The organism is Aureisphaera sp., assembly GCF_059726885.1.
In genome coordinates this window covers 3,704,600-3,723,364 of record NZ_AP041051.1, presented here as the reverse complement: position 1 = coordinate 3,723,364, position 18,765 = coordinate 3,704,600, and the positions used below count along the sequence as shown (strand labels likewise).

At 37.6% G+C, this 18,765-nt stretch carries 18 protein-coding genes; 12 read left to right on the top strand and 6 right to left on the bottom strand.

All coding sequences use genetic code 11. The features are described 5' to 3' along the window. Positions 1 to 31 precede the first annotated feature (31 nt). A complete protein-coding gene (locus AC6JAD_RS16730) occupies positions 32 to 724 on the bottom strand; it encodes a helix-turn-helix transcriptional regulator (protein ID WP_461303807.1) in 693 nt (230 codons plus the stop codon). A gap of 46 nt (positions 725 to 770) precedes the next feature. After that, complete coding sequence (locus AC6JAD_RS16725) at positions 771 to 1,148, bottom strand: VOC family protein (RefSeq protein ID WP_461303808.1); 378 nt, start codon at positions 1,146 to 1,148, stop codon at positions 771 to 773. A gap of 160 nt (positions 1,149 to 1,308) precedes the next feature. On the opposite strand from AC6JAD_RS16725, the gene AC6JAD_RS16720 reads away from it, so the two are divergent. The 3 genes from AC6JAD_RS16720 (at position 1,309) to AC6JAD_RS16710 (ending at position 4,426) form a co-directional block, all read left to right on the top strand. Next, positions 1,309 to 2,319, top strand: a complete 1,011-nt coding sequence (locus AC6JAD_RS16720) for a helix-turn-helix domain-containing protein (RefSeq protein ID WP_497865770.1) — start codon at positions 1,309 to 1,311, stop codon at positions 2,317 to 2,319. An 81-nt stretch (positions 2,320 to 2,400) separates the two neighbouring features. Continuing rightward, positions 2,401 to 3,552: a pyridoxal phosphate-dependent aminotransferase gene (locus AC6JAD_RS16715; protein WP_461303810.1), complete on the top strand. Its 1,152-nt coding sequence runs from the start codon at positions 2,401 to 2,403 to the stop codon at positions 3,550 to 3,552. Positions 3,553 to 3,682: 130 nt separating this feature from the next. Further along, positions 3,683 to 4,426: a GIN domain-containing protein gene (locus AC6JAD_RS16710; RefSeq protein WP_461303811.1), complete on the top strand. Its 744-nt coding sequence runs from the start codon at positions 3,683 to 3,685 to the stop codon at positions 4,424 to 4,426. A gap of 159 nt (positions 4,427 to 4,585) precedes the next feature. Here AC6JAD_RS16710 and AC6JAD_RS16705 read toward each other — a convergent pair whose 3' ends face one another. Next, positions 4,586 to 5,518 (bottom strand): DUF6268 family outer membrane beta-barrel protein, encoded by a 933-nt coding sequence (locus AC6JAD_RS16705; protein WP_461303812.1) that lies wholly within the window; start codon positions 5,516 to 5,518, stop codon positions 4,586 to 4,588. Positions 5,519 to 6,121: 603 nt separating this feature from the next. Between AC6JAD_RS16705 and AC6JAD_RS16700 the strand changes: the two genes are divergently transcribed. The 9 genes from AC6JAD_RS16700 to AC6JAD_RS16660 all read left to right on the top strand — a co-directional run bounded on the left by AC6JAD_RS16700 (position 6,122) and on the right by AC6JAD_RS16660 (position 16,580). Further along, the gene (locus tag AC6JAD_RS16700) at positions 6,122 to 7,360 is read left to right on the top strand and encodes a tyrosine-type recombinase/integrase (RefSeq protein WP_461303813.1); all 1,239 of its coding nucleotides are present in this window, start codon (positions 6,122 to 6,124) and stop codon (positions 7,358 to 7,360) included. 135 nt (positions 7,361 to 7,495) lie between these two features. Then, complete coding sequence (locus AC6JAD_RS16695) at positions 7,496 to 9,058, top strand: hypothetical protein (RefSeq protein ID WP_461303814.1); 1,563 nt, start codon at positions 7,496 to 7,498, stop codon at positions 9,056 to 9,058. Positions 9,059 to 9,153: 95 nt separating this feature from the next. Next, complete coding sequence (locus tag AC6JAD_RS16690; RefSeq protein WP_461303815.1) at positions 9,154 to 9,435, top strand: helix-turn-helix domain-containing protein; 282 nt, start codon at positions 9,154 to 9,156, stop codon at positions 9,433 to 9,435. A gap of 6 nt (positions 9,436 to 9,441) precedes the next feature. Continuing rightward, positions 9,442 to 10,056 carry a hypothetical protein gene (locus AC6JAD_RS16685; RefSeq protein WP_461303816.1) on the top strand — a complete coding sequence of 205 codons (615 nt, stop codon included), beginning with the start codon at positions 9,442 to 9,444 and terminating at the stop codon, positions 10,054 to 10,056. Beyond that, positions 10,049 to 11,110 carry a hypothetical protein gene (locus AC6JAD_RS16680; protein ID WP_461303817.1) on the top strand — a complete coding sequence of 354 codons (1,062 nt, stop codon included), beginning with the start codon at positions 10,049 to 10,051 and terminating at the stop codon, positions 11,108 to 11,110. Before AC6JAD_RS16685 ends, AC6JAD_RS16680 begins: the two co-directional genes overlap by 8 nt. Positions 11,111 to 11,467: 357 nt before the next feature. Continuing rightward, the gene (locus tag AC6JAD_RS16675; protein WP_461303818.1) at positions 11,468 to 12,319 is read left to right on the top strand and encodes a hypothetical protein; all 852 of its coding nucleotides are present in this window, start codon (positions 11,468 to 11,470) and stop codon (positions 12,317 to 12,319) included. 98 nt (positions 12,320 to 12,417) lie between these two features. Continuing rightward, positions 12,418 to 13,071 carry a hypothetical protein gene (locus tag AC6JAD_RS16670; protein WP_461303819.1) on the top strand — a complete coding sequence of 218 codons (654 nt, stop codon included), beginning with the start codon at positions 12,418 to 12,420 and terminating at the stop codon, positions 13,069 to 13,071. Continuing rightward, the gene (locus AC6JAD_RS16665; protein ID WP_461303820.1) at positions 13,056 to 16,136 is read left to right on the top strand and encodes a coiled-coil domain-containing protein; all 3,081 of its coding nucleotides are present in this window, start codon (positions 13,056 to 13,058) and stop codon (positions 16,134 to 16,136) included. Before AC6JAD_RS16670 ends, AC6JAD_RS16665 begins: the two co-directional genes overlap by 16 nt. A 3-nt stretch (positions 16,137 to 16,139) precedes the next feature. Next, complete coding sequence (locus AC6JAD_RS16660) at positions 16,140 to 16,580, top strand: hypothetical protein (RefSeq protein WP_461303821.1); 441 nt, start codon at positions 16,140 to 16,142, stop codon at positions 16,578 to 16,580. Positions 16,581 to 16,818: 238 nt separating this feature from the next. Here AC6JAD_RS16660 and AC6JAD_RS16655 read toward each other — a convergent pair whose 3' ends face one another. The 3 genes from AC6JAD_RS16655 to AC6JAD_RS16645 all read right to left on the bottom strand — a co-directional run bounded on the left by AC6JAD_RS16655 (position 16,819) and on the right by AC6JAD_RS16645 (position 18,724). Continuing rightward, the gene (locus tag AC6JAD_RS16655; RefSeq protein ID WP_461303822.1) at positions 16,819 to 17,343 is read right to left on the bottom strand and encodes an SHOCT domain-containing protein; all 525 of its coding nucleotides are present in this window, start codon (positions 17,341 to 17,343) and stop codon (positions 16,819 to 16,821) included. A gap of 261 nt (positions 17,344 to 17,604) precedes the next feature. Then, on the bottom strand, positions 17,605 to 18,573 hold the full coding sequence (locus AC6JAD_RS16650; protein ID WP_497865766.1) for a hypothetical protein: 969 nt from the start codon (positions 18,571 to 18,573) through the stop codon (positions 17,605 to 17,607). Beyond that, the gene (locus tag AC6JAD_RS16645) at positions 18,545 to 18,724 is read right to left on the bottom strand and encodes a hypothetical protein (RefSeq protein ID WP_461303824.1); all 180 of its coding nucleotides are present in this window, start codon (positions 18,722 to 18,724) and stop codon (positions 18,545 to 18,547) included. Before AC6JAD_RS16645 ends, AC6JAD_RS16650 begins: the two co-directional genes overlap by 29 nt. Positions 18,725 to 18,765: the final 41 nt, after the last annotated feature.

Below are 18,765 nucleotides of genomic sequence, written 5' to 3'. Positions count from 1 at the left end.
AATGGAAAGAAGATTGAGAATGCCCATGGCATTATTTGTCATCGAAGGGACAGTTAGCGAAATAATCCTGAATACTGAATTTTCTATCTTCAAAGGAATCTTGAAGTATTTTGAAATGGGTTATCCTATCAATCCTAAAGGCCCGATAATCGTTTCTTAAATGGCACCAAGCGATGAGAATCCATTTGTGAAAAGCCGAATACATGGCACAGGGTTCTATTTTTCGGAAGGAAACATGGGGGTCGTTTGCTTTTTGATAATTAATCTCAACATAGTTGAAGTGGGTAATGGCCAATTGAATTTCAGATAGGGCATCACTGGAAAACTCTTCATATTCCCAGTTAAGTACAAAAATTTTGTCACTGAGCAATTCACTTTTCTCCTGAACAGTAGTCCTGAAGACGGATTTAATCTTTGTAAGTGCATCGTTGAAGTCGTTCACAAATGAAGTATCCTTGGATTGACTTACCAAATGCTGCGCTGTGACCAATGCGTTGGCTTGTTTTTCGGTAAACTGTACGGGAGCCACCGTATAGTTTTCGACCAAACTATAGCCCCTACCTTCAATAGAGTATACAGGAATCCCAGCCTCCTCTAGTTTTCGTATGTCCCTATAAATGGTGCGGACACTTACACTGTATTTATCGGCCAGTTCAGAAGCGGTCAACAATCGCTTCGATTTTAACAAGGTGAGGATCGATATGAGTCGGGATAATTGTGACATAAAACAAAGATAGCGAACCCTTTTCAGGATTCGCTATGCATGGGGGTTATCCCATAGAGTGTAGAGCGACACGGTTACCTTCCGTGTCAATAAACTGTGCAATGAAGCCGTTTTCTTGAATGTCCGTTTTAGGCATGACTACAGTACCTCCCGCACCTACTACCTTAGCCAAGGGAACGTTCAGATCGTCACCACCGTTTAAATAGACCGTAGAGCCATCTGCCGAGGGGTTCATTCCTTCCATTTCTAGTAGGGCACCTCCGACCTTGTTATTTTCCATGTCATAAGGAAAGATACCGTACTTCATATCTTTGTCACCCATGTCATGATCAATAATTTCCTGTCCTAATACTTCAGAATAAAACTTTTTTGCCCTATTGTAATCACTTACAGGAATTTCAAACCAATTAATTGCGTTTTTCATGATTATGTTGTTTTTAAAAATTTGTTCTACTGCAAAATTATTTGGGCGAGTGACAGAGGGTGTCAGGGGTGATCTTTAATTTTCAATAAGATTAGCATAAATTTAAAATAGATATACAGCTCGAATTAGTAATTTGGGCTACAAAGTCTATCAATTAAGTATGGGACATGTGGTTTTGGTATCGGTGATTAGTAGTTTGGGTTTAGGCCTTAGCTTTTTTTTCGGGACCATTTTTATTAAGAGCAAAAAGAGACACAATACCATTTTGGGCCTGCTATTGTTATTCCTCGCATTGCGAATCGCAAAATCTGTCTTTTATAACTTTATGGAATTGCCATTGTTTATAAAGAATCTTGGATTAGCTGCGAACCTTGCCGTAGGACCGCTTCTTTATTTATATGGTACATCGTTAAATAGGTCCTTGGGAAGGATTAAGGCCAAGCATCTATTGCATTTTCTCCCCAGTTTTGTATATGTCCTTTTTTCTGCGGTTATTCCTAACACAAAGGATAGTACATTTTGGTATTACAGCTATACCATTATTTTGTTACAAGCCGCATGCTATGCGGTGTTGAGTATTCATTTGTACCGTATGCACATGAATCGGTGCGACAAAAAAATGAAATCCTGGTATTTGCATTTGGTTTTGGCCCTAGGCAGTATTTGGCTGGTTTATAGTTTGATATTCTTGGGCCTTATACCTATGTATATGGCAGGTCCCATGTCGTATTCGTTCCTTATTTTTTTCCTTACCTATTTGGCATTTAATAGACATGAGATTTTTTCATTGAACGGCATTGAGAAATACAGAATTTCGAAGATGTCATACGATCAGGGAGTAGGGCATATGGAAAAACTGGATCACATTATCAGGGAACGCAAATTGTACTTAGATCCTAACCTAAGCTTAGGGAAGTTGGCAGAAATGATGAATTTACCCCCGCGGGAGGTCTCGCAAATCATCAACAGACATTCTAACAAAAACTTTGCAAGCTATATTAATGGGTACCGTATTGAAGAAGCCAAATTGCTACTGGAAATGAGAAACACGGAAAGCAAAATAATTGGTATTGCACACGATTCTGGATTCAACAACCTATCTACATTTAATGTGGCATTCAAAGCAATGACACATCAAACCCCTACGGAATACCGATCTAGGTTTCGTTAATTTTTCGAGAAACCATTTTTGAAAACATGTTTTCAATAGCCTTTCGAACTACTTTACTGTTTATTTACTCAAAAACAAATTATGAGTACAATAGACAGAAGAACGTGGATTAAGAAATCTACATTGGCTACAGCCGGAATAAGCACTTTAGCATTCAATGGTTTTGGAGCAATTCAACCCAAATCCCTTTTGGAAACAGAAAACCCCTTCGACGAAAATGTGCGAAGATTACTTTACAATGAAAACCACAATGGCCCAAGTAAAGAGGTTAGAAAGACCATTAAATCCCTAGTGGGAAGAAGCAATCGATATGCTACTTTTCATGAATACGATCATACAGAACTAAAGCGTTTAATCGCACATCAAGAAGGGGTGTCTCCAGAAAATATCCTGCTGGGACATGGATCTTTCGAGCCATTAATTTGGATGGCTACACATTTTGGAAGCAAAGGGGAAGAAATAGTAGTTCCTAGCCCAACATTCGATGTAGTGGGGTTGTTTGCAAGGAAATTGGGAGCAAGTGTCGTACCCGTAGAAGTGAATAATGATTTTAAGATGGATTTGGATGCTATGGAATCCAAGGTTAGCTCCAAGACAAGTCTGGTTACTGTTTGCAATCCCAACAACCCTACAGGAACGAGTGTTGACCCTAACGTATTAAAATCTTTTTGCAAGCTGGTTTCAAAGAAATGCCCAGTACTCATTGATGAGGCTTATATCCATTATTTAGAATCATGGCAAACGCACACTATGGCACCCTTAATTGCAGAAGGGCATAATGTGTTGGTTACAAGGACATTTTCCAAAATCTATGGCATGGCTGGACTTCGTATAGGTTTTATGATGGGCCCAAAAAAATTGATCAAAGAACTGGAAACAAAATTTACTTTGGGGTTCCCGGGAAATATGCCTAATTCATTGAGCGTAGGGGCGGCAATTACGGCACTGAAGGATCAGGAATTCATTCACCAATCCAGAAAGTATAATGAACAGGCTAAAGAAATGTTTTATGCCTTGCTCAATGAGTTGAACTTACCCTATGTTAAAAGCCACACGAACTTTGTGTATTTCGATGTGACTAAGTTTAAGGAATACAAAAGCCTCATGTGGTCGTACAAAATCCTATTGGCGGGAGGTTGGCCTACCAAACCAAATTGGGCAAGGGTGACCATGGGATCTATGGAAGACTTAGACTTTTTGAAGGAAAAGATGATTGGGAAAAAATGGTTGTGAATTATTTCGGAAATGTCGCAGGGTCATAAATAAAACATGCCCAAGTGTAACGTTTTGAAAATACTTGAATCTATAGAGTAATCACAGTAGGGCAGCCTACAGGTAGAATCATCATTCAAAAAACACCATTATGAAAAAACAAACACTATTTTTTGCAGCATTTTTGATCGCTGCCATGAGCACAGCCTTTGCCCAAAAGGTTGTAAACGTGGACTCTTTCGATAAAGTAATCGTTAGCCCACATATAGAAGTAACCTTTGTACAGGGAGAGACCGAATCTGTTACCATAGAAAATTCTTTGGTAGATGATTCTAAACTGAATATTGAAGTGGAAGGAAAAACGTTGAGGGTTTACCTAGACGGAACCAAGAACATTCCGAAACAAAAAAAGGTGTATGTAGATGGAAGAAAAATGAAGCGCCCACTATATAAGGGAACACAGGTAACGGCCACCATTACTTACATAGCTGTAGATGAGTATTCGCTACGTGGAGAAGAGGACATGACCTTTCAAAGCCCTATCGAGCAGGAAAAATTACGATTGAAAATCTATGGGGAGTCCGAGGTTTCTTTTACAGAACTTCAATTGGAGGAATTGCATACGACCATTTATGGGGAAAGTACACTTATGGTCAATGCAGGAAGTATTGGGGAACAAAAGATCGTGGCTTATGGGGAAAGTAAAATAGACATGACCCAAATCGAAAATCGTAAAAGTAGGCTCACGGCCTATGGAGAGGCAGAGTTCGAGCTAAATACTTCAGATCTAATAAAGATCACGGCTTACGGAGAAGCTTCTGTGGGGTATACGGGTTCTCCCGACGTTAAAAAGGGACTGTCTTTTGGCGAGGTTAAAATCTATACACTGGACTAGTTTTAAAACATATTCATAAAAGTAAAAGCCCGCAACGAAAGTTGTGGGCTTTTTTGTTCTAGGCAACAAGTTAATTCTCTATTTGTGCTGCCCTTGCAACGGTCATTAGTGCGTTAACAGCTTGATTAAATTGAAGGGCCATGATTGCCACAAAAAAGGTTAGTTTTTACTTTCCTGAGTTTTAGGCGTTGTAGCAGGACGTTGCATTCCCAAACGGATGCCTACGGAGAAATAAGCTCCAGATCCGGGATCGAAATCGTAGATGTCGTTCACATCTTCATCCACAATTTTTAATGTGGACAGCGGAATGAATCCACCATCCAGGGTAGCGGAGAGGTATTTGGTAAATCTATAGCGGTACGAAATACCTGTTTTTACGATGTTGTACTGTAACTTGCTATTGGTAACGAACCTTCCGGGATCGGAGACAAATACAGTTGCCGAGTTGTTTCCGAAGAATCCTTCTGGTCTTGCATAGGCTGAGATACTGTGCATTTTATCAATCGTGTAAAACAATCCCGTTAGGGGTAGCCCTATAGAGTAACTAAATTGATCATTAAGCCGTTGACTGAAAGATATCATGGGCAGGACCATGGGTTCCCCAAATTGGGTGCCATACAGGGCTCCGAACATAAGTGTCGTATTCCGGTTCCAGTCGCCCCATCTCTTGGTAAAGGCGGCGATTCCCGTGTAGACCAGATCCTCGGTAGAGATGCCATCCTCAAAATTAGAGGTGAGGTTTACCCCAGCCGAAAGCATAAGCCCCCAATTGTTTTTTAGCTCACGCCTGTAGATGAGGTTGGTGCGTATTTGCTGAAATTTATCATAGGTGTGCAATGAGACTACCGCAGGCATTTCGTCATAGGACAATTTATATTGTTTATAGCCTATGCTCACTCCGAACATCCCTTTTTTTATGGGTTTCATAAGGTTTCCTTGTACGCCTATGGTTTCAATACTGGTACCGTTTAAATCGGGTACCAGGCCAAATTCTGAAGTTAGGATGTCTATATCGCCCGATGCCATGTTGGGCATTTGGGCATAGGTGAGGAAAACACTTAAACAAAGGAGAACTGGGAGGGTCTTTTTCATGTTTTTTAGCTATGGCCCAAAAGTAGACCAGCCTAAAACAGCAAAAAAAAGGGATATACCACTACCCGTATTTTATAGATGAAATATTAAAGTTAATAGATAAACCTCCCAATAGGGATTTATCGATACAAAACCCTTTTTGGTAGAGACTTCCTGCGTTTATGGCTTGGCAAGAAAGGGGATAGGGTAGAATTGGCTTTGCCGCTACTTTATTGGTAGCCAACAATGCAATATGGGGTTACTCGCTTCGCTCGTGATCCCAAAAGGGGAGACTTGCAAGCAAAAACGCATCGCTTCGCGATTCCCTTTTTTATTCACGTTCACTACCAAAAGCAAGCTTTCTTCGTTTCGGTGAATAAAAAAACGCCTCACCTTTCGGTGAAGCGTTTTGCTTGCGGAGAAAGAGGGAGCGCAAAGGTGCAAATTGACCTACAGTCCCAACCCGTTTAAATAATACAAAGGAATTTTAAGTCCAATAATAATAGGGTTTTAAGAGTATAATTCAATTTTTGTTTGGTTTGTATTGTTTTTGATTGGTTTGATAATAGCCGTACAAATGCCGTACAAAAATATTATATTTGTATTGCTCAAATACATTACATAATGGCAACTATTAATTTCTTGTACCGCTCTACTAAGGCAAGTGCACCCCTTATTCTAAGATTGCTATTTCGTTACAACGACAAGGATTATGTTTTCGGCGCAAGAACTAAGTTTGAGGTATCAAAACATTACTTTACAAAAGAACACACTCAAAAACGTCCGAAAGATATTGAAGTAACCAATAAGCAGCTGAAAGTTAATACAGAATTAAACAATATTGAAAACCACGTTTTGGGAGCGTTCAGAGGAACAGATCTGAAATCGATTTCAAAAGATTGGTTAAAACTTCAGATAGAATTGTACTACAATCCGCCTCAACAACTGGCTGAAATTCCTATTACCCTAATTGAATACATTGATTTTTATATTGATTATCGTAAGCATGAGATTAAACCCACTTCAATAGTAAAGTACAATGTTATCAAACATAAATTGGAGAGGATGCAGATAAAGCGGAAATCCCCAATTTTTATTAAGAAAATTAATGACAACTTCAAAAATGAATTTGTTGCCTATCAAAAATCAAAGGGCTATGCTCAAAACACAATACAAAGAGAACTCACATTTATAAAGACATTTTGTAAACACGCTCGATATTTAGGACTTGAAACAGACCCGCAATTAGATAGCCTTAAACTGGAAAAAGTGAAAGCAGAAAAAATATATTTAAGCTTTAAGGAACTGGAAGCAATAGAAAAAGCCAAATTAGAATACGACTATTTAGAAAATGCTCGTGATTGGCTAATAATAAGTTGTTATACGGGACAACGTATTTCAGACTTTTTGCGCTTTACTAAGGATATGATACGGCTTGAAAACGGCAAAAGTCTGTTAGAGTTTACTCAAAAGAAAACCAATAAAGTAATGACCGTTCCACTTCATAATAAAGTGTTGCATATACTTGATAAAAGAAACGGAAACTTTCCCCGCTCCATTTCAGATCAACGTTATAATGATTACATTAAAGTTGTTTGTGAGAAAGCCAAATTAAATGAAAAAGTACAAGGTGGAAAACAACTAAGAACTGATAACGGAATACGGAAAGTATCAGGAAAATATCCTAAGTGGGAATTAGTTACCTCACATATCGGAAGACGTTCGTTTGCAACCAATTTTTACGGTACAATTCCTACTTCATATTTAATCTATATTACAGGGCATAGTAGTGAAGCAATGTTTTTAAACTACATAGGAAAAAGTAACAAGGATTTGGCTATGGAAATAAGCAACTATTTTTAAACGATTGCAAAATGAAAAAAAATTATTAAGCAGGATGTATCACTTTGGGGGGATGGGGGAGTTTTATGAAATAGTAGAAAGATTTAATTGTAAATTATATAACTAAAGTTTACAGGCAACAAAAATACCGTTCAAATGGCAAAATCTGATGAATATGAAGCATCTATAAGAGTTACAAAAAAAGCTACTCAAGAAGATGCGGAAAGATTAAATATTGAACCTGGAGCGGAATATACAATTATTCCCGAACCGAAAAACAAAACGGAATTATTTGAACGCTTCAAAAAACTAAATGCCCAACGCCTATTTGAAGCACGCCAAAGATTATTTGAAAAGAAATACGGCAATGCCTCAAAAAAAGTGATTGAAGACGAACTATACCAGATTAATCATTTTATAAGCGAAGCAAATAGGCTTTCTACTACTAAAAGTTTTGAAAATAAGTATGTAGATGATGCGTACCAAAGAAATTTGCACGAGTATTCAAGGCTTACCAATGGTTACTATGAAAATCCCAACAAACCTTTTTCAGCATTTGGATATTACAATAATAATGCACCGTTAATCTATGGAGAGTATGTTTTATTCAAAGAATGGTTAGAAAGTGAATTGAATAAATACAAATCAAAGACAAAACTTACTAAAAATTTCATAGAACAACTAAGAACCTATTATGGTATTATGAATTGGGTTTTTGAAGATGAAAAAATAGAAATAGTGCCAAAAGAATTTACCCACGAAAGTCTAAAACGGAATAACCCCATTGGCGAAAATATTTTAGAATTTTACTATTTACCTACAAGTAGGTTTTTTTCCGATGCCGAATATCAAAAAAAGTTAGATAGCGGCTACAGTGGGAAAAAAGATGCCACCCTTGACCCTTATCCATTTATCATGTATGGCGCATATTTTGGTAGAATAGACTTATACACTAAACTTGCTTTTACGACTTTAGATGATAATAAGCCATATTTAAACGGAAACAATACGTTGGAATATCTTGAGGACTACATACCTTACTTTAAAGAATATTCCAACGGTTTCAAAAAGGGATATAACGATTTTGAAGAAAAATGTATTAAGCCCCATCCACAAATGGTTGGAGATAAACGGGATTTCACAATTAAAGTACACGAGTTTCTAACGAAACAAATTTTATTTGAACACGACTGGCTTAATAACCATAGTGGTTTTAAAACCCGACACACCAACGAGCCAACGGGCGGAAAAATAATAAATGCATTCGAAGACGGGCAAAAGCAAGGTTACTTTTACAAGGCTTGGACAATAGTTTTTTCCTATAGCCACCTGTTTGAACCTTTGTTTGCTGAAACAATGGGAAAAAGAACCGAAAAGGATAAAAGTAAACTAGATACTCAACAAATTCAAAAAACAAGTGACGCAAATCCCGATAAAGTTTTAACTAAACACTCTCACATATTCAGAAATAATGCTTTTGAAGTTTGGCAGTCGATGTATGACGGCTTCGACATCAAAGGGAGCAGTAGAGCCGATGTGAAATTTATGTATGAAGAAATGAAAAAAGACGGATTAATATTTGAAACAGTTAACCAAAAAACATTTTTAGATTGGATTTCACAGACCTACCAAATAGTAATACAAAAAACATCTAATTACTCTAGAACATCCATAAGAATAAGTATCTATCACAACGCTAAACAACTTTATAAGGGATAAGGTACAGAACGTACCTAAAAAGGTACAATACACAATCTTTTGGGGTATGACCACCGCCCCACATTTGCAGGGTATAACACAAAAACCCATTGCAAATGGAAACAGTACAATTTATTCAGTCAACCCCTCAACAGTTATCGGAACTGATTAATGAGGGCGTTAAAAATCAACTTTTAGAACTTCAAAAAAACCTCAACAGTCAAAAGGCAAATAATGACCTTATGACACGTGACGAAACCTGCAAATTCTTATCCATAGACAGCTCAACCCTTTGGGCGTGGACAAACAAAGGAAAATTAAATGCATACGGTATCGGAAATCGTAGGTACTACAAACGTGGCGAATTACTGGAATGTTTAACACTATTAAAAAAGTAAGACGTTATGAAAACAGGCAACGAAAAAAATCGTGTTCTACGAAACATAATTAGAAAAGTAGAAAGTGGTATTGAAAACTACGATGAAGATTTGCCGCATATCGTAGAAATGAACAAAAAGCAAGGGGTTCGAAACATCGATCAAGCAGATACTGCTATAGAATCTTACAGGAATCTCCTTCGAAGCGGTAAAAAGAAAAAACAGGAGCTAGTGGCATACAATATAATTATCGCCGCCAATGAGCCGCTCTGTGTTAAGGATCTAGTTAAAATGACGGGCATTGAAGTGCTTGCAATGGGACGCACATTCAACACCTTATGGAATAAAGGGGTAATCTACATTGCGGAAAAGAAGAAGTCAAAGTACTCCAACCAAAAGGTTAGGCACTACCTAGCATCAAGAAAAAACGGTTTCGATCCGGAAGCAAGGCAAATTATACCAACACCATCGCCAACAAGCGAAGCCGACACGGTTAGACTCCCGTCTTCAGACGGCCGTACCAAAACGAGCGACCTTAAAGTTAGAGAGTTTGACACCGAAGGTCCAGGGGGGCAAATCCCTCTTTTCGATGGACATATGAAGCCGAACCAAGACGGCAGAAGGGAGGGGATTAATGGGTAGTTTTGATTATAGCAGATCGATTGTAAAACATAAGAAAGTACCTGCCGATTTTTTTGATCGTAACGATTGGGACACATTCGAAAAAGGAACTGTTACCGATACGGAGACAGGGGAGCAGATTGAGAGAGTAAAGGCATCCAAATACGGCATAAAATATTCAAAGATGGAGGGGCGTAACCTTCAAGTAAGGGGCAGTCACCACTACATGATGAACCTGTACAATGGAGAGGGAGGTCACAATTACAATGATTTCACCCATAATAACTTTTGTGAGTGTATAGAATGGCTAAAAACAGAAAACAAAATAGACCCTAAAGATTATGAATTGAAGATGCTAGAGGTTGGAACTAATTGTGTGCTACCAATAAATCCAAATGACATTGCTGAAAATTTGGTTTCATACCAGAACCAACCGTTTTACTATGAGCCAAAAAGGAATGGTGGAATAGCTAGGGCAACGCTTCAAAAAATTACAAACAAGGCATACGGCAAAACAGCCCATTTCGAAGGGAGGGCATTTATAACACAAAACAAAACAGTAAGGGAATTTGAACCACCTAAGAACCTTTTTAGGTGGGAGGTAAAATTTACAAAAATGAGTCCGTTGCACAGTCTTGGAGTTTTTACGCTTGCTGACTTAACGGACAAAGAAAAGGCCGAAGTTTTATTTGAAAAGCTTTATGATAAATGGAACCGCACCATTCTGTATGATCCAACAATTGATGCTGAAGCATTTAACGACTTTAAGGGTAAGGAAAAATACAAATGGAATGATCCTAAATGGTGGGTGTCATTGAATAGCCAACAGCGTAGGGCAGAGAAAAACAAGATGATAAATTTTGTAAAGGAAAACTCACTCGACATGCACAGCCTCATAGGTAGAAAGATTAAGGAGAATGCACAAAGTACCCTTAATAATAATAGGGTACTTCGTGCAATAACTGATCATTTTGATACTGAGGAACTAGAGCTAAAGGCAAAGCGTAAGCGGATTATACGACCCGTTAATAAGCCATATGAAAAAAGATGCAAGGATTTGAGTAGGGCGGTGTAGCAGAGCGCACTAAAAGCGCATGTGTGAAGTCACTCCTTTAAAACTTAAAGCAGATCAACTGAATTAATTTATAATATGAAGCAAAAAAGTAAAATATTAAACAAACACGAAGAAAAAAACAACCAATACGCGCGCGCGAAGAAAAAGCAGATTTGATATTTGAATAAGAATAACCCGATTACGGTAAGATTACGTCAAGGGTGCAGAAAACGAAAACTACGGAAAACTACGGATATAGCATAGATGGGAAACTATAAATACATACTGATATTAATAGCATTTTTGGGGATCTACTCGAATTGTTTTTCACACGCTAAAAAGGAAACTATCAAAGACTTTTCCTTTATCATAACACGTATGCGGAATATTACGGGGGAAGACTTTTCTAAGATCACATACGCACACGTAAAAAACAATATCCTACAAAATCCGTTAATCCATAACCCTAAGATTACCATAAGGGATAACCGTAAGATTACCGTAAGGGTAAACTTCGAAAAACCTCGAAACGAAATCCTGAGAATACCTAAGATACATACTCCGGAAAACTACGGGTACATAACAAGCGAAAAGGGTGAGATTAGGGTTAGGATAACCCCAAGATTACCGCAAGGGTTCTACTCGAAATTACTCGAAACCCAAAAGAACAATTACACTAAGATTGCACTAAGGGCAAAAGGAAAGAACGAAATAGTAAACCGACCCGATAAAAAGACTTTTCCCACATCACAACGCACATACGGGCATTCAATAATAATTGAGTTTAAGGGCCCTATAAAAAAGGAAGGGAATGAAGACTTTTATTTACATGGAAGCAACGAAAGAATGAAAGATAATATCGGGGTCACTATGCGCATACGCACGAGGAAAAAAAATACAAACAATATGAGCAGTTTAATTGGATTGGATTTATTGCCCAAGTTTAGGCACATTAGAAAACGACAAGCTTTTAATGGGGAAATACGATGCTCTGGAAGGGTTCACCGAATTATAAAGCTAATCGGGTTTTTAAATGAATTTAGGAGTTATCCGGAATTAGCAAAGGAATTGGGGATTACTACACGATCCGTAGGTAATTATCTCAATCTGCTTTGTCAGTTGGGTTTTTCGATAGACGTAGCCCATAATAAAAGGAATTATTACCGCCTTACAAATACCAAGGAAGTTTTCGGACTGAATGATGAGGTTGTGAATAAACACGAAGAATAAACATAGAGTGTAAAATTAGCCGATTTAAGAGGCTTTTAAAGATTTATAGGCTAGACTACAGGAAGATTGAAAAAACGCTTAAAACTAAAGAATGTAAAATGGAAATAAATACTAGAATAAACTCGAATGAAGTGTCGTATAGAAAAGAGGGGTTAATGATGCCTATAGATAGTGTTATACTTGCCCTTTCGCAAAATTCCAGACAAGGGAAGGATTCTGCATCTAGTCCATCGTCACCAAGTAAGGTAAAGGAAGTGCTAAATAGAAATTCAGAAACCAAAAGCTATTTAGAAAAAGCAGAGCAATTAGGGAAAGAGGTTAAAAAGGCCTTAGTAGGTATGCTTGAAGTGCAGATTATAGCGGAACAGAACGGAGAGGGTAGCGCCGCCAATTTAGATTACCTACAAATCATTGAAAAAGAAAAGGAGTATTTGAATTTAGCTGGGGTAGTACAGAAATTATCAAAGGAGATGTTAGGTGTAAAATCTCCCGAAAAACTATTTGGGTTCCGCAAGGAAATAGGGGGTATTATCAATAAAGGGAAAACCCTTTTAATGAGTATTCAGGCTATTTCAAAAACTGTGATAGCTTCTGAAAATGCCAGGAATGTTGTTGCAAGCATAAAAGATGATTCTATTCATAGGGAAATATTGCAATCTATACAAAAAATGTCTGATGAATCAGAGAAAGAGGGGAATGTTGAATTATTTAATAAAACACAGGAGGTACTTAGCAAATGGAAAATGAATTAAAGGAACAAATAGTAGTTGCAAGAAAAGAAATGCAAGCCTTAAAGAACGATTTTAAGGAGGTTAACGAACTGGCTAAACAAGTAGGCAAAAGCGGCAATTCAGGCGGTGGAAACGGCATTACGGCACAATTGAAAAAAAATATAGAGGTTAGTAAAAAGCTAAATATAGAATTAGAAGCCCGTAAAAAGCTAGAAAGGGATTTGGACAGGGAGATTGTAAAGAACACGGGGGCGTATTCGAACCTCAACAAAGAACTACAATCCCTAAGGGTAGACACCCAACGCATTAACAAGGAAAAGCGTATAGAAGTCAAATTAACCAACCAGAATATAGGAGCCTACGAAAAACTAAAAATAAAAGTTGCTCAAGCAGAAAAAGAATATAAGGAATTAGCGGCGGCGGTAGGTACTTCTAATAAGCAGTTGGGAGAGGCTAAAAAGAAAGCCGAAGACTTGCGTAAAGCCTTGAACAAGATAGAGGCACCTGTTAAGAAATTAAAATCGGGAAGCTCTTCACTTAAAACGTTTGGAAGCATATTAGCGGGCGTTGCTGGGTCGCTTGGAGTTATAGAGGGGTTGAGGTTCGGAATAAGTTTCCTGAAGGATGCACGTAGAGTTGCGCAAGAGGCTAAAGGGGTGGAATTTGCGTTTAGTAAAATAGAAGAAAGAACAAGGGATGCGGAAGCGGCATTGGTAAGAGTTAGAAAAGCAACCAAGGGGCTACTATCAGATTTAGATATTAAAAAGGCCATTGTAGAGCTTGACAATTTCAATATATCAACAGAAGAAACAGACACGCTTTTAGAGTTTCTTGCCGTTCGTGCCGCACAAACGGGGCAGAGTGTAGACAAGTTAAGGGATTCGCTTGTAGAGGGGCTTTCTAAAGAGTCTAAACTTAGGATTGACAACCTTGGTATTAGTGCGGGAGAATTAAATGATGAACTAGAAAAATCCCCAAATTTTGTAAAAGCAGTTGCCAATATTGCACGTAAAGAAATTAAAGAAGCAGGGGATATTTTAAATGAGGCTGCAAACTCACAAGACAAGTTCAATGCCTCGCTTAAAAATTTTAAATTATTCATAGGGAAACGCTTTGTTTCGGGTATTTCTAATGCCTTTTTAGAGTTGGGCACAACTATATTAAATACTATAGCACCCGTTGAAACGATGACCGATAAGATAAGGGGGCAACAGGTAGAGTTCAATGTTTTGGCAACAAGACTTGCTGAAGCGAACCTAAAGGAAGGGGAAAGGCTAAAAATCATTAACGAGATAAATAAAAAGTACCCCGAATTTGTAAAGAATATTGACCTAGAAAAGGCGACGACAGAAGAACTAGCTGATGCGATTAAAAAAGTAAACGACCAGTATATAAACAGGATTATATTACAAAAGGAAATAGACAAAGCGGAAAAGCTTGGTGAAAGAGCGGCAGAGGCAAAAATATACCAAAGACAAAAGGAACAAGAAGCATTGGAAACCCTTATTGATGCGGAAATAGCATTGGGTATAGAATCCGATGTAACCATTTCAAGGAGTGACAGGCTTGCAAACGCTTTGGATAAAGCAAGAGAGAACGCAGGAGCCTTTAAATTAGAGGCTAACGCCCTTTTGAAATCCTTAAGCCTTATAGATGTTAGGGTATTGGAGGGTACAGGGGGTTTTTCGGTAGATAATGCAAATAACGCTACAGATGCGTATATAAAACAAGCCGATGCGGTCCAGAAATTAAGGGAAGAGTTGGGATTGATACCTGAGGTGGCAAATACCGAAGAAGCAGCGCAACAGACTGGAAGGGCGGTAGAGAAAATACGTAAGGAAATAGAAGAGCAAAAGAAGCTTTTGGAAAAGGCAACAACAAAAGCACAAGCAGATGCGATTAAGAAGGTAATTTCCGGACTTCAAAAAGAAATAGAATTGATTTTAGGCAGTACCGAGAGTAAGGTAAGGGAAAAGATCAGGTCAATTAGAAGCTTATTTAATGAGATGCAGGAAGAGGCCGTTTTTCAATTGCAAGTTGAATTAATGGATGGTAATATTTCGGCAGAGGAATATATAGATAGAATAGAAAAAATAAATGAGGCTTTTGGAGATATTACAGAGGGTATAGATGACATAGTAACAAACAAGATTAATCCTGAGGATATTATTGCCAAAGGGACGGTAACTAGAGCAGCGGAACTAGAGGAAAAAATAAAATCTGTTAGTGAAGCGTTAAAAAATCTTCCATGGGAAGAAGTGCTGAATAAGGCTGTGGGAGCATTCGGAATTTTGACCGAATTGGGGGCAACTTTCTTGGAGCGAAGCATTTCTAATACCGAAAGGGAAATAGAAGCTAACGCCGAGAAGTACGACAAATTATTAGAGCAGGAGGGGCTGTCCAATGAGGAAATAAAGGCATATAATGACCAAAGGGATGCGGAAGAAGAAAGGCTGCAAGAAAAGAAAAGGCAAAAGAGGGTTCAACAGGCTATTTTGGAAAGAACGTTTAATATTGGTCAAGTTGCATCTCAGACAGCTTTAGCGGTTGCGGCTGCTGCTTCTCCCCCTCCTGTTGGAGTTGGACCAGTTTTAGCACCAACTATTGTGCCCTTTATAATTGCAAGTGGAGCGGCGCAAGCCACAATAATAGCGGCACAACCTCTACCACAGTACAAGACTGGAAGGTCAGGTGGCCCCGAGGAATTAGCGATCGTAGGAGATGGCGGCAAACACGAACCCATTATAGACAAGCACGGGAAATTGAAAATGATTTCTCCCGACACGCCAACCCTTATAAAGCTTGCCCAGGGCGATTCGGTATTACCTGATGTGTCTAGTTTCAAACAAACTAGTTATGAAGAGATTTTGCAAAATGGTTTTCAGTTGTCACAAAGGACATTTAAGGATAGGATAGAGTTAAGTAAAAATAATACATCGAATAAAACGGCCCCATCTATTGATTTGGAGGCACAGATTAGAAAAGGCTTTTCAAATGCGAAAATAAATATTACAAACAATAATGATTTCAACTATAGGGCGTTATCGAAGGAAATTTACTTAATGATTGAAGCAAATAAGGTTTAACGTATGAAAGCGATAGACAACTGGATCAAGAGAATAGATTTTGTGTTGGATAATATGGAACCCAAAGCAGAAACCATATTAAAGAATAACGAACCAGAGATAATAAAAACTTTACAAGGACAGCTATTTAAAGGTGTTGGAGGAACAGGAGAAAAGATACAACCAAGCTATACGCCTTTTACAATCAAAAAAAAGAAAACCGAGGGACAACCTTTCAACAGGGTTACTATGAAGGATAAAGGCAATTTTTATAAAAGTCTTTTCCTTGACAAGTCGAAAATTCTTTTAAGAATTGGGTCAACTGATTTTAAGGCCCCTTTATTAAAAAATAGGTACGGCGGGGATAGTTACCAGTTAAGCCCTATCAATAAGAAAATAGTTGCTGAAGAAACCCTAAAAAAATTAAGTGTATGGGCGCAGAGTGTTATAACTAGGGGAGCATGACAATTGAGATAAAACCTTTATAACCTCAACAAATAGGTTAAATTGGTGGCTCAAAATGTAGCGGTTGTAGGTGCTGCTTTCGTTTTTTGTTATGCCGAAGTCTGAGAGGGTCGGTTTCTGCGTTGGTTCTGGTGTGTTACCAACGTTAATTCCACCGTAATTTTTAGATATTTCTGTTTGCTGCAACATCATCCCAGCCAATCGCATATCCCGTATGTTTGGATAATATGGTTTAGGATTAATTATTCCCGTTTAGTATTTTGGCCTTTTCTATTTCGAACTCTTTCATCGTTAAAACTCCATCGTCAAGAAGTTTTTTTATTTTGGCCAGTTGGTCGTATTTGTCGGATTGATTAATTCCACCTTCATTTTTGAGGCAAGGGAGAATTTCACAGCTTTCTATCGCCTCTTCAACATAAATTAAATGATTAGTTAAGTGTTTAACTCCTACCGTCATTATAACACCTTTATAATGTTTAGAGTTATATTCTTTTATCTTTTTGACCTTAACAAAGGTAAACTTAGTATTTACAGCATCCAGTGGTTGTGCTTTACCAGATGTGGCGACAGCCAATCCAGTGCTATGGATAAAATCATAAATACCATTCTGACCCGACCCCTTGCCCAATTGAAGGGTATCGCCAATTTTATATGTTACCCCATTTGTGGCTTTGTATTCTTTAAGTTTCTCAATTTTCTTTTGGGCTGTTGATTGAAGAATTATAAATAAGATAAATAAGATGGTGATAGTAGTTTTTCTCATATTCATTATGCTTGTATTATTAAAGAGTGCCGGCAGATAACTCCCCTCCCTAAGCGAATCATTTTTATCGGGCCAATTTTATTAATTTGGTAGAATTTCAAATATAAAGCCAATGCCCAATGTTCCTGCTCAACAAGCTTTACCTCTAATTTGACAAAGCATTTATTTGCAGAATCCGATACATTTTTCTCCCCCATGATCGAATAATTTGTGGTTTCAATAAAGTTAGGTATAATTTATAATTTTGTCTCTCTACTTTAATTATTGCGGAAATAATACACGGGAGATTCTTTCCGTTGGTATTTCCTCAATAACTTGCTCTTCTGATTTACGTATCGTTATACTGTTTTTGGTTCGAATCAGTAATTGTCCCTCTGTTTGACCGACAGTATTGTCTGCCTTTCGGTACTCAATCTTCACCAATATTTCACCACCATATTTAATTCCCGAAAGGAATGTATTATAAACAGGTTTTATGAAAAGCAATGATGAAAAGCCAACCACTGCAATTAGAATAATGCCCAATGTGACCTGTTTAATTACCACTTCATTCTTAATAAGCCTCGGTATAATTATTGCTAAAGGTATTATGGATATTAATAGCAAGTAGATTAAGTACAAATTTTCTTCATTATCGTAATAAGATGCAATAATTAATAAAACGGATGTAAGAAAGCCCCCAAATATGGACCCAAAAAGATTACTTATAAAATCCATTTTTTTTTGAGAGTTCCGCAAATTTTTTAATCGTAGACCCATTAAATCTTCATCATCCATACCCTCGGAAACCTCTCTGAATTTAGTAAAACTTTTAATTACCTTGTTAATGCGGTGAGATCGAAATTTTGAAAAGATGTATTTTAATAACCTTAATAGGTTATAGATTATAATTGTCCCAATTACCGATATAGTTAAAAAAGCTGCGGAAACTAAGGAGATCGATAAATCCAAATACTCTACACCTTCGACGGGAACACGAAAGTTGTTGCGAATTGCGTGTAAGTAAAGGGCATACTTATTTAGAAATCCAATTACAGATGACCCTCCAAAAATACCTATAATAGAAGTGAATATGGCTCTTTTCCATAACGGAAGGGCCCAAAACCATTCTTTAATAGTCTCAGCACCTGTCTTAAGCTTATTTAAAATACTACTCCCCATTAATTTTGATTTAAGTAATGATATACTTGTGTAACACAAATTATCCTTGAAACCAAGCAATAACTTCATCACCTTTTTTCCAATCCCAATTATACGGTCTAAAATCAGTGCCTTTCCAATCTCCTAAAAATTCACTAATTGATCCATCTTTTCTTTTAACTTGGACTTTGTACAAACCTTTTCTTTCAGGCCGCTTTTCATTTAAATTATAAAATGGCATAATTCTATATTTTATTCTTTACTAATTGAAGGGAGTATTTT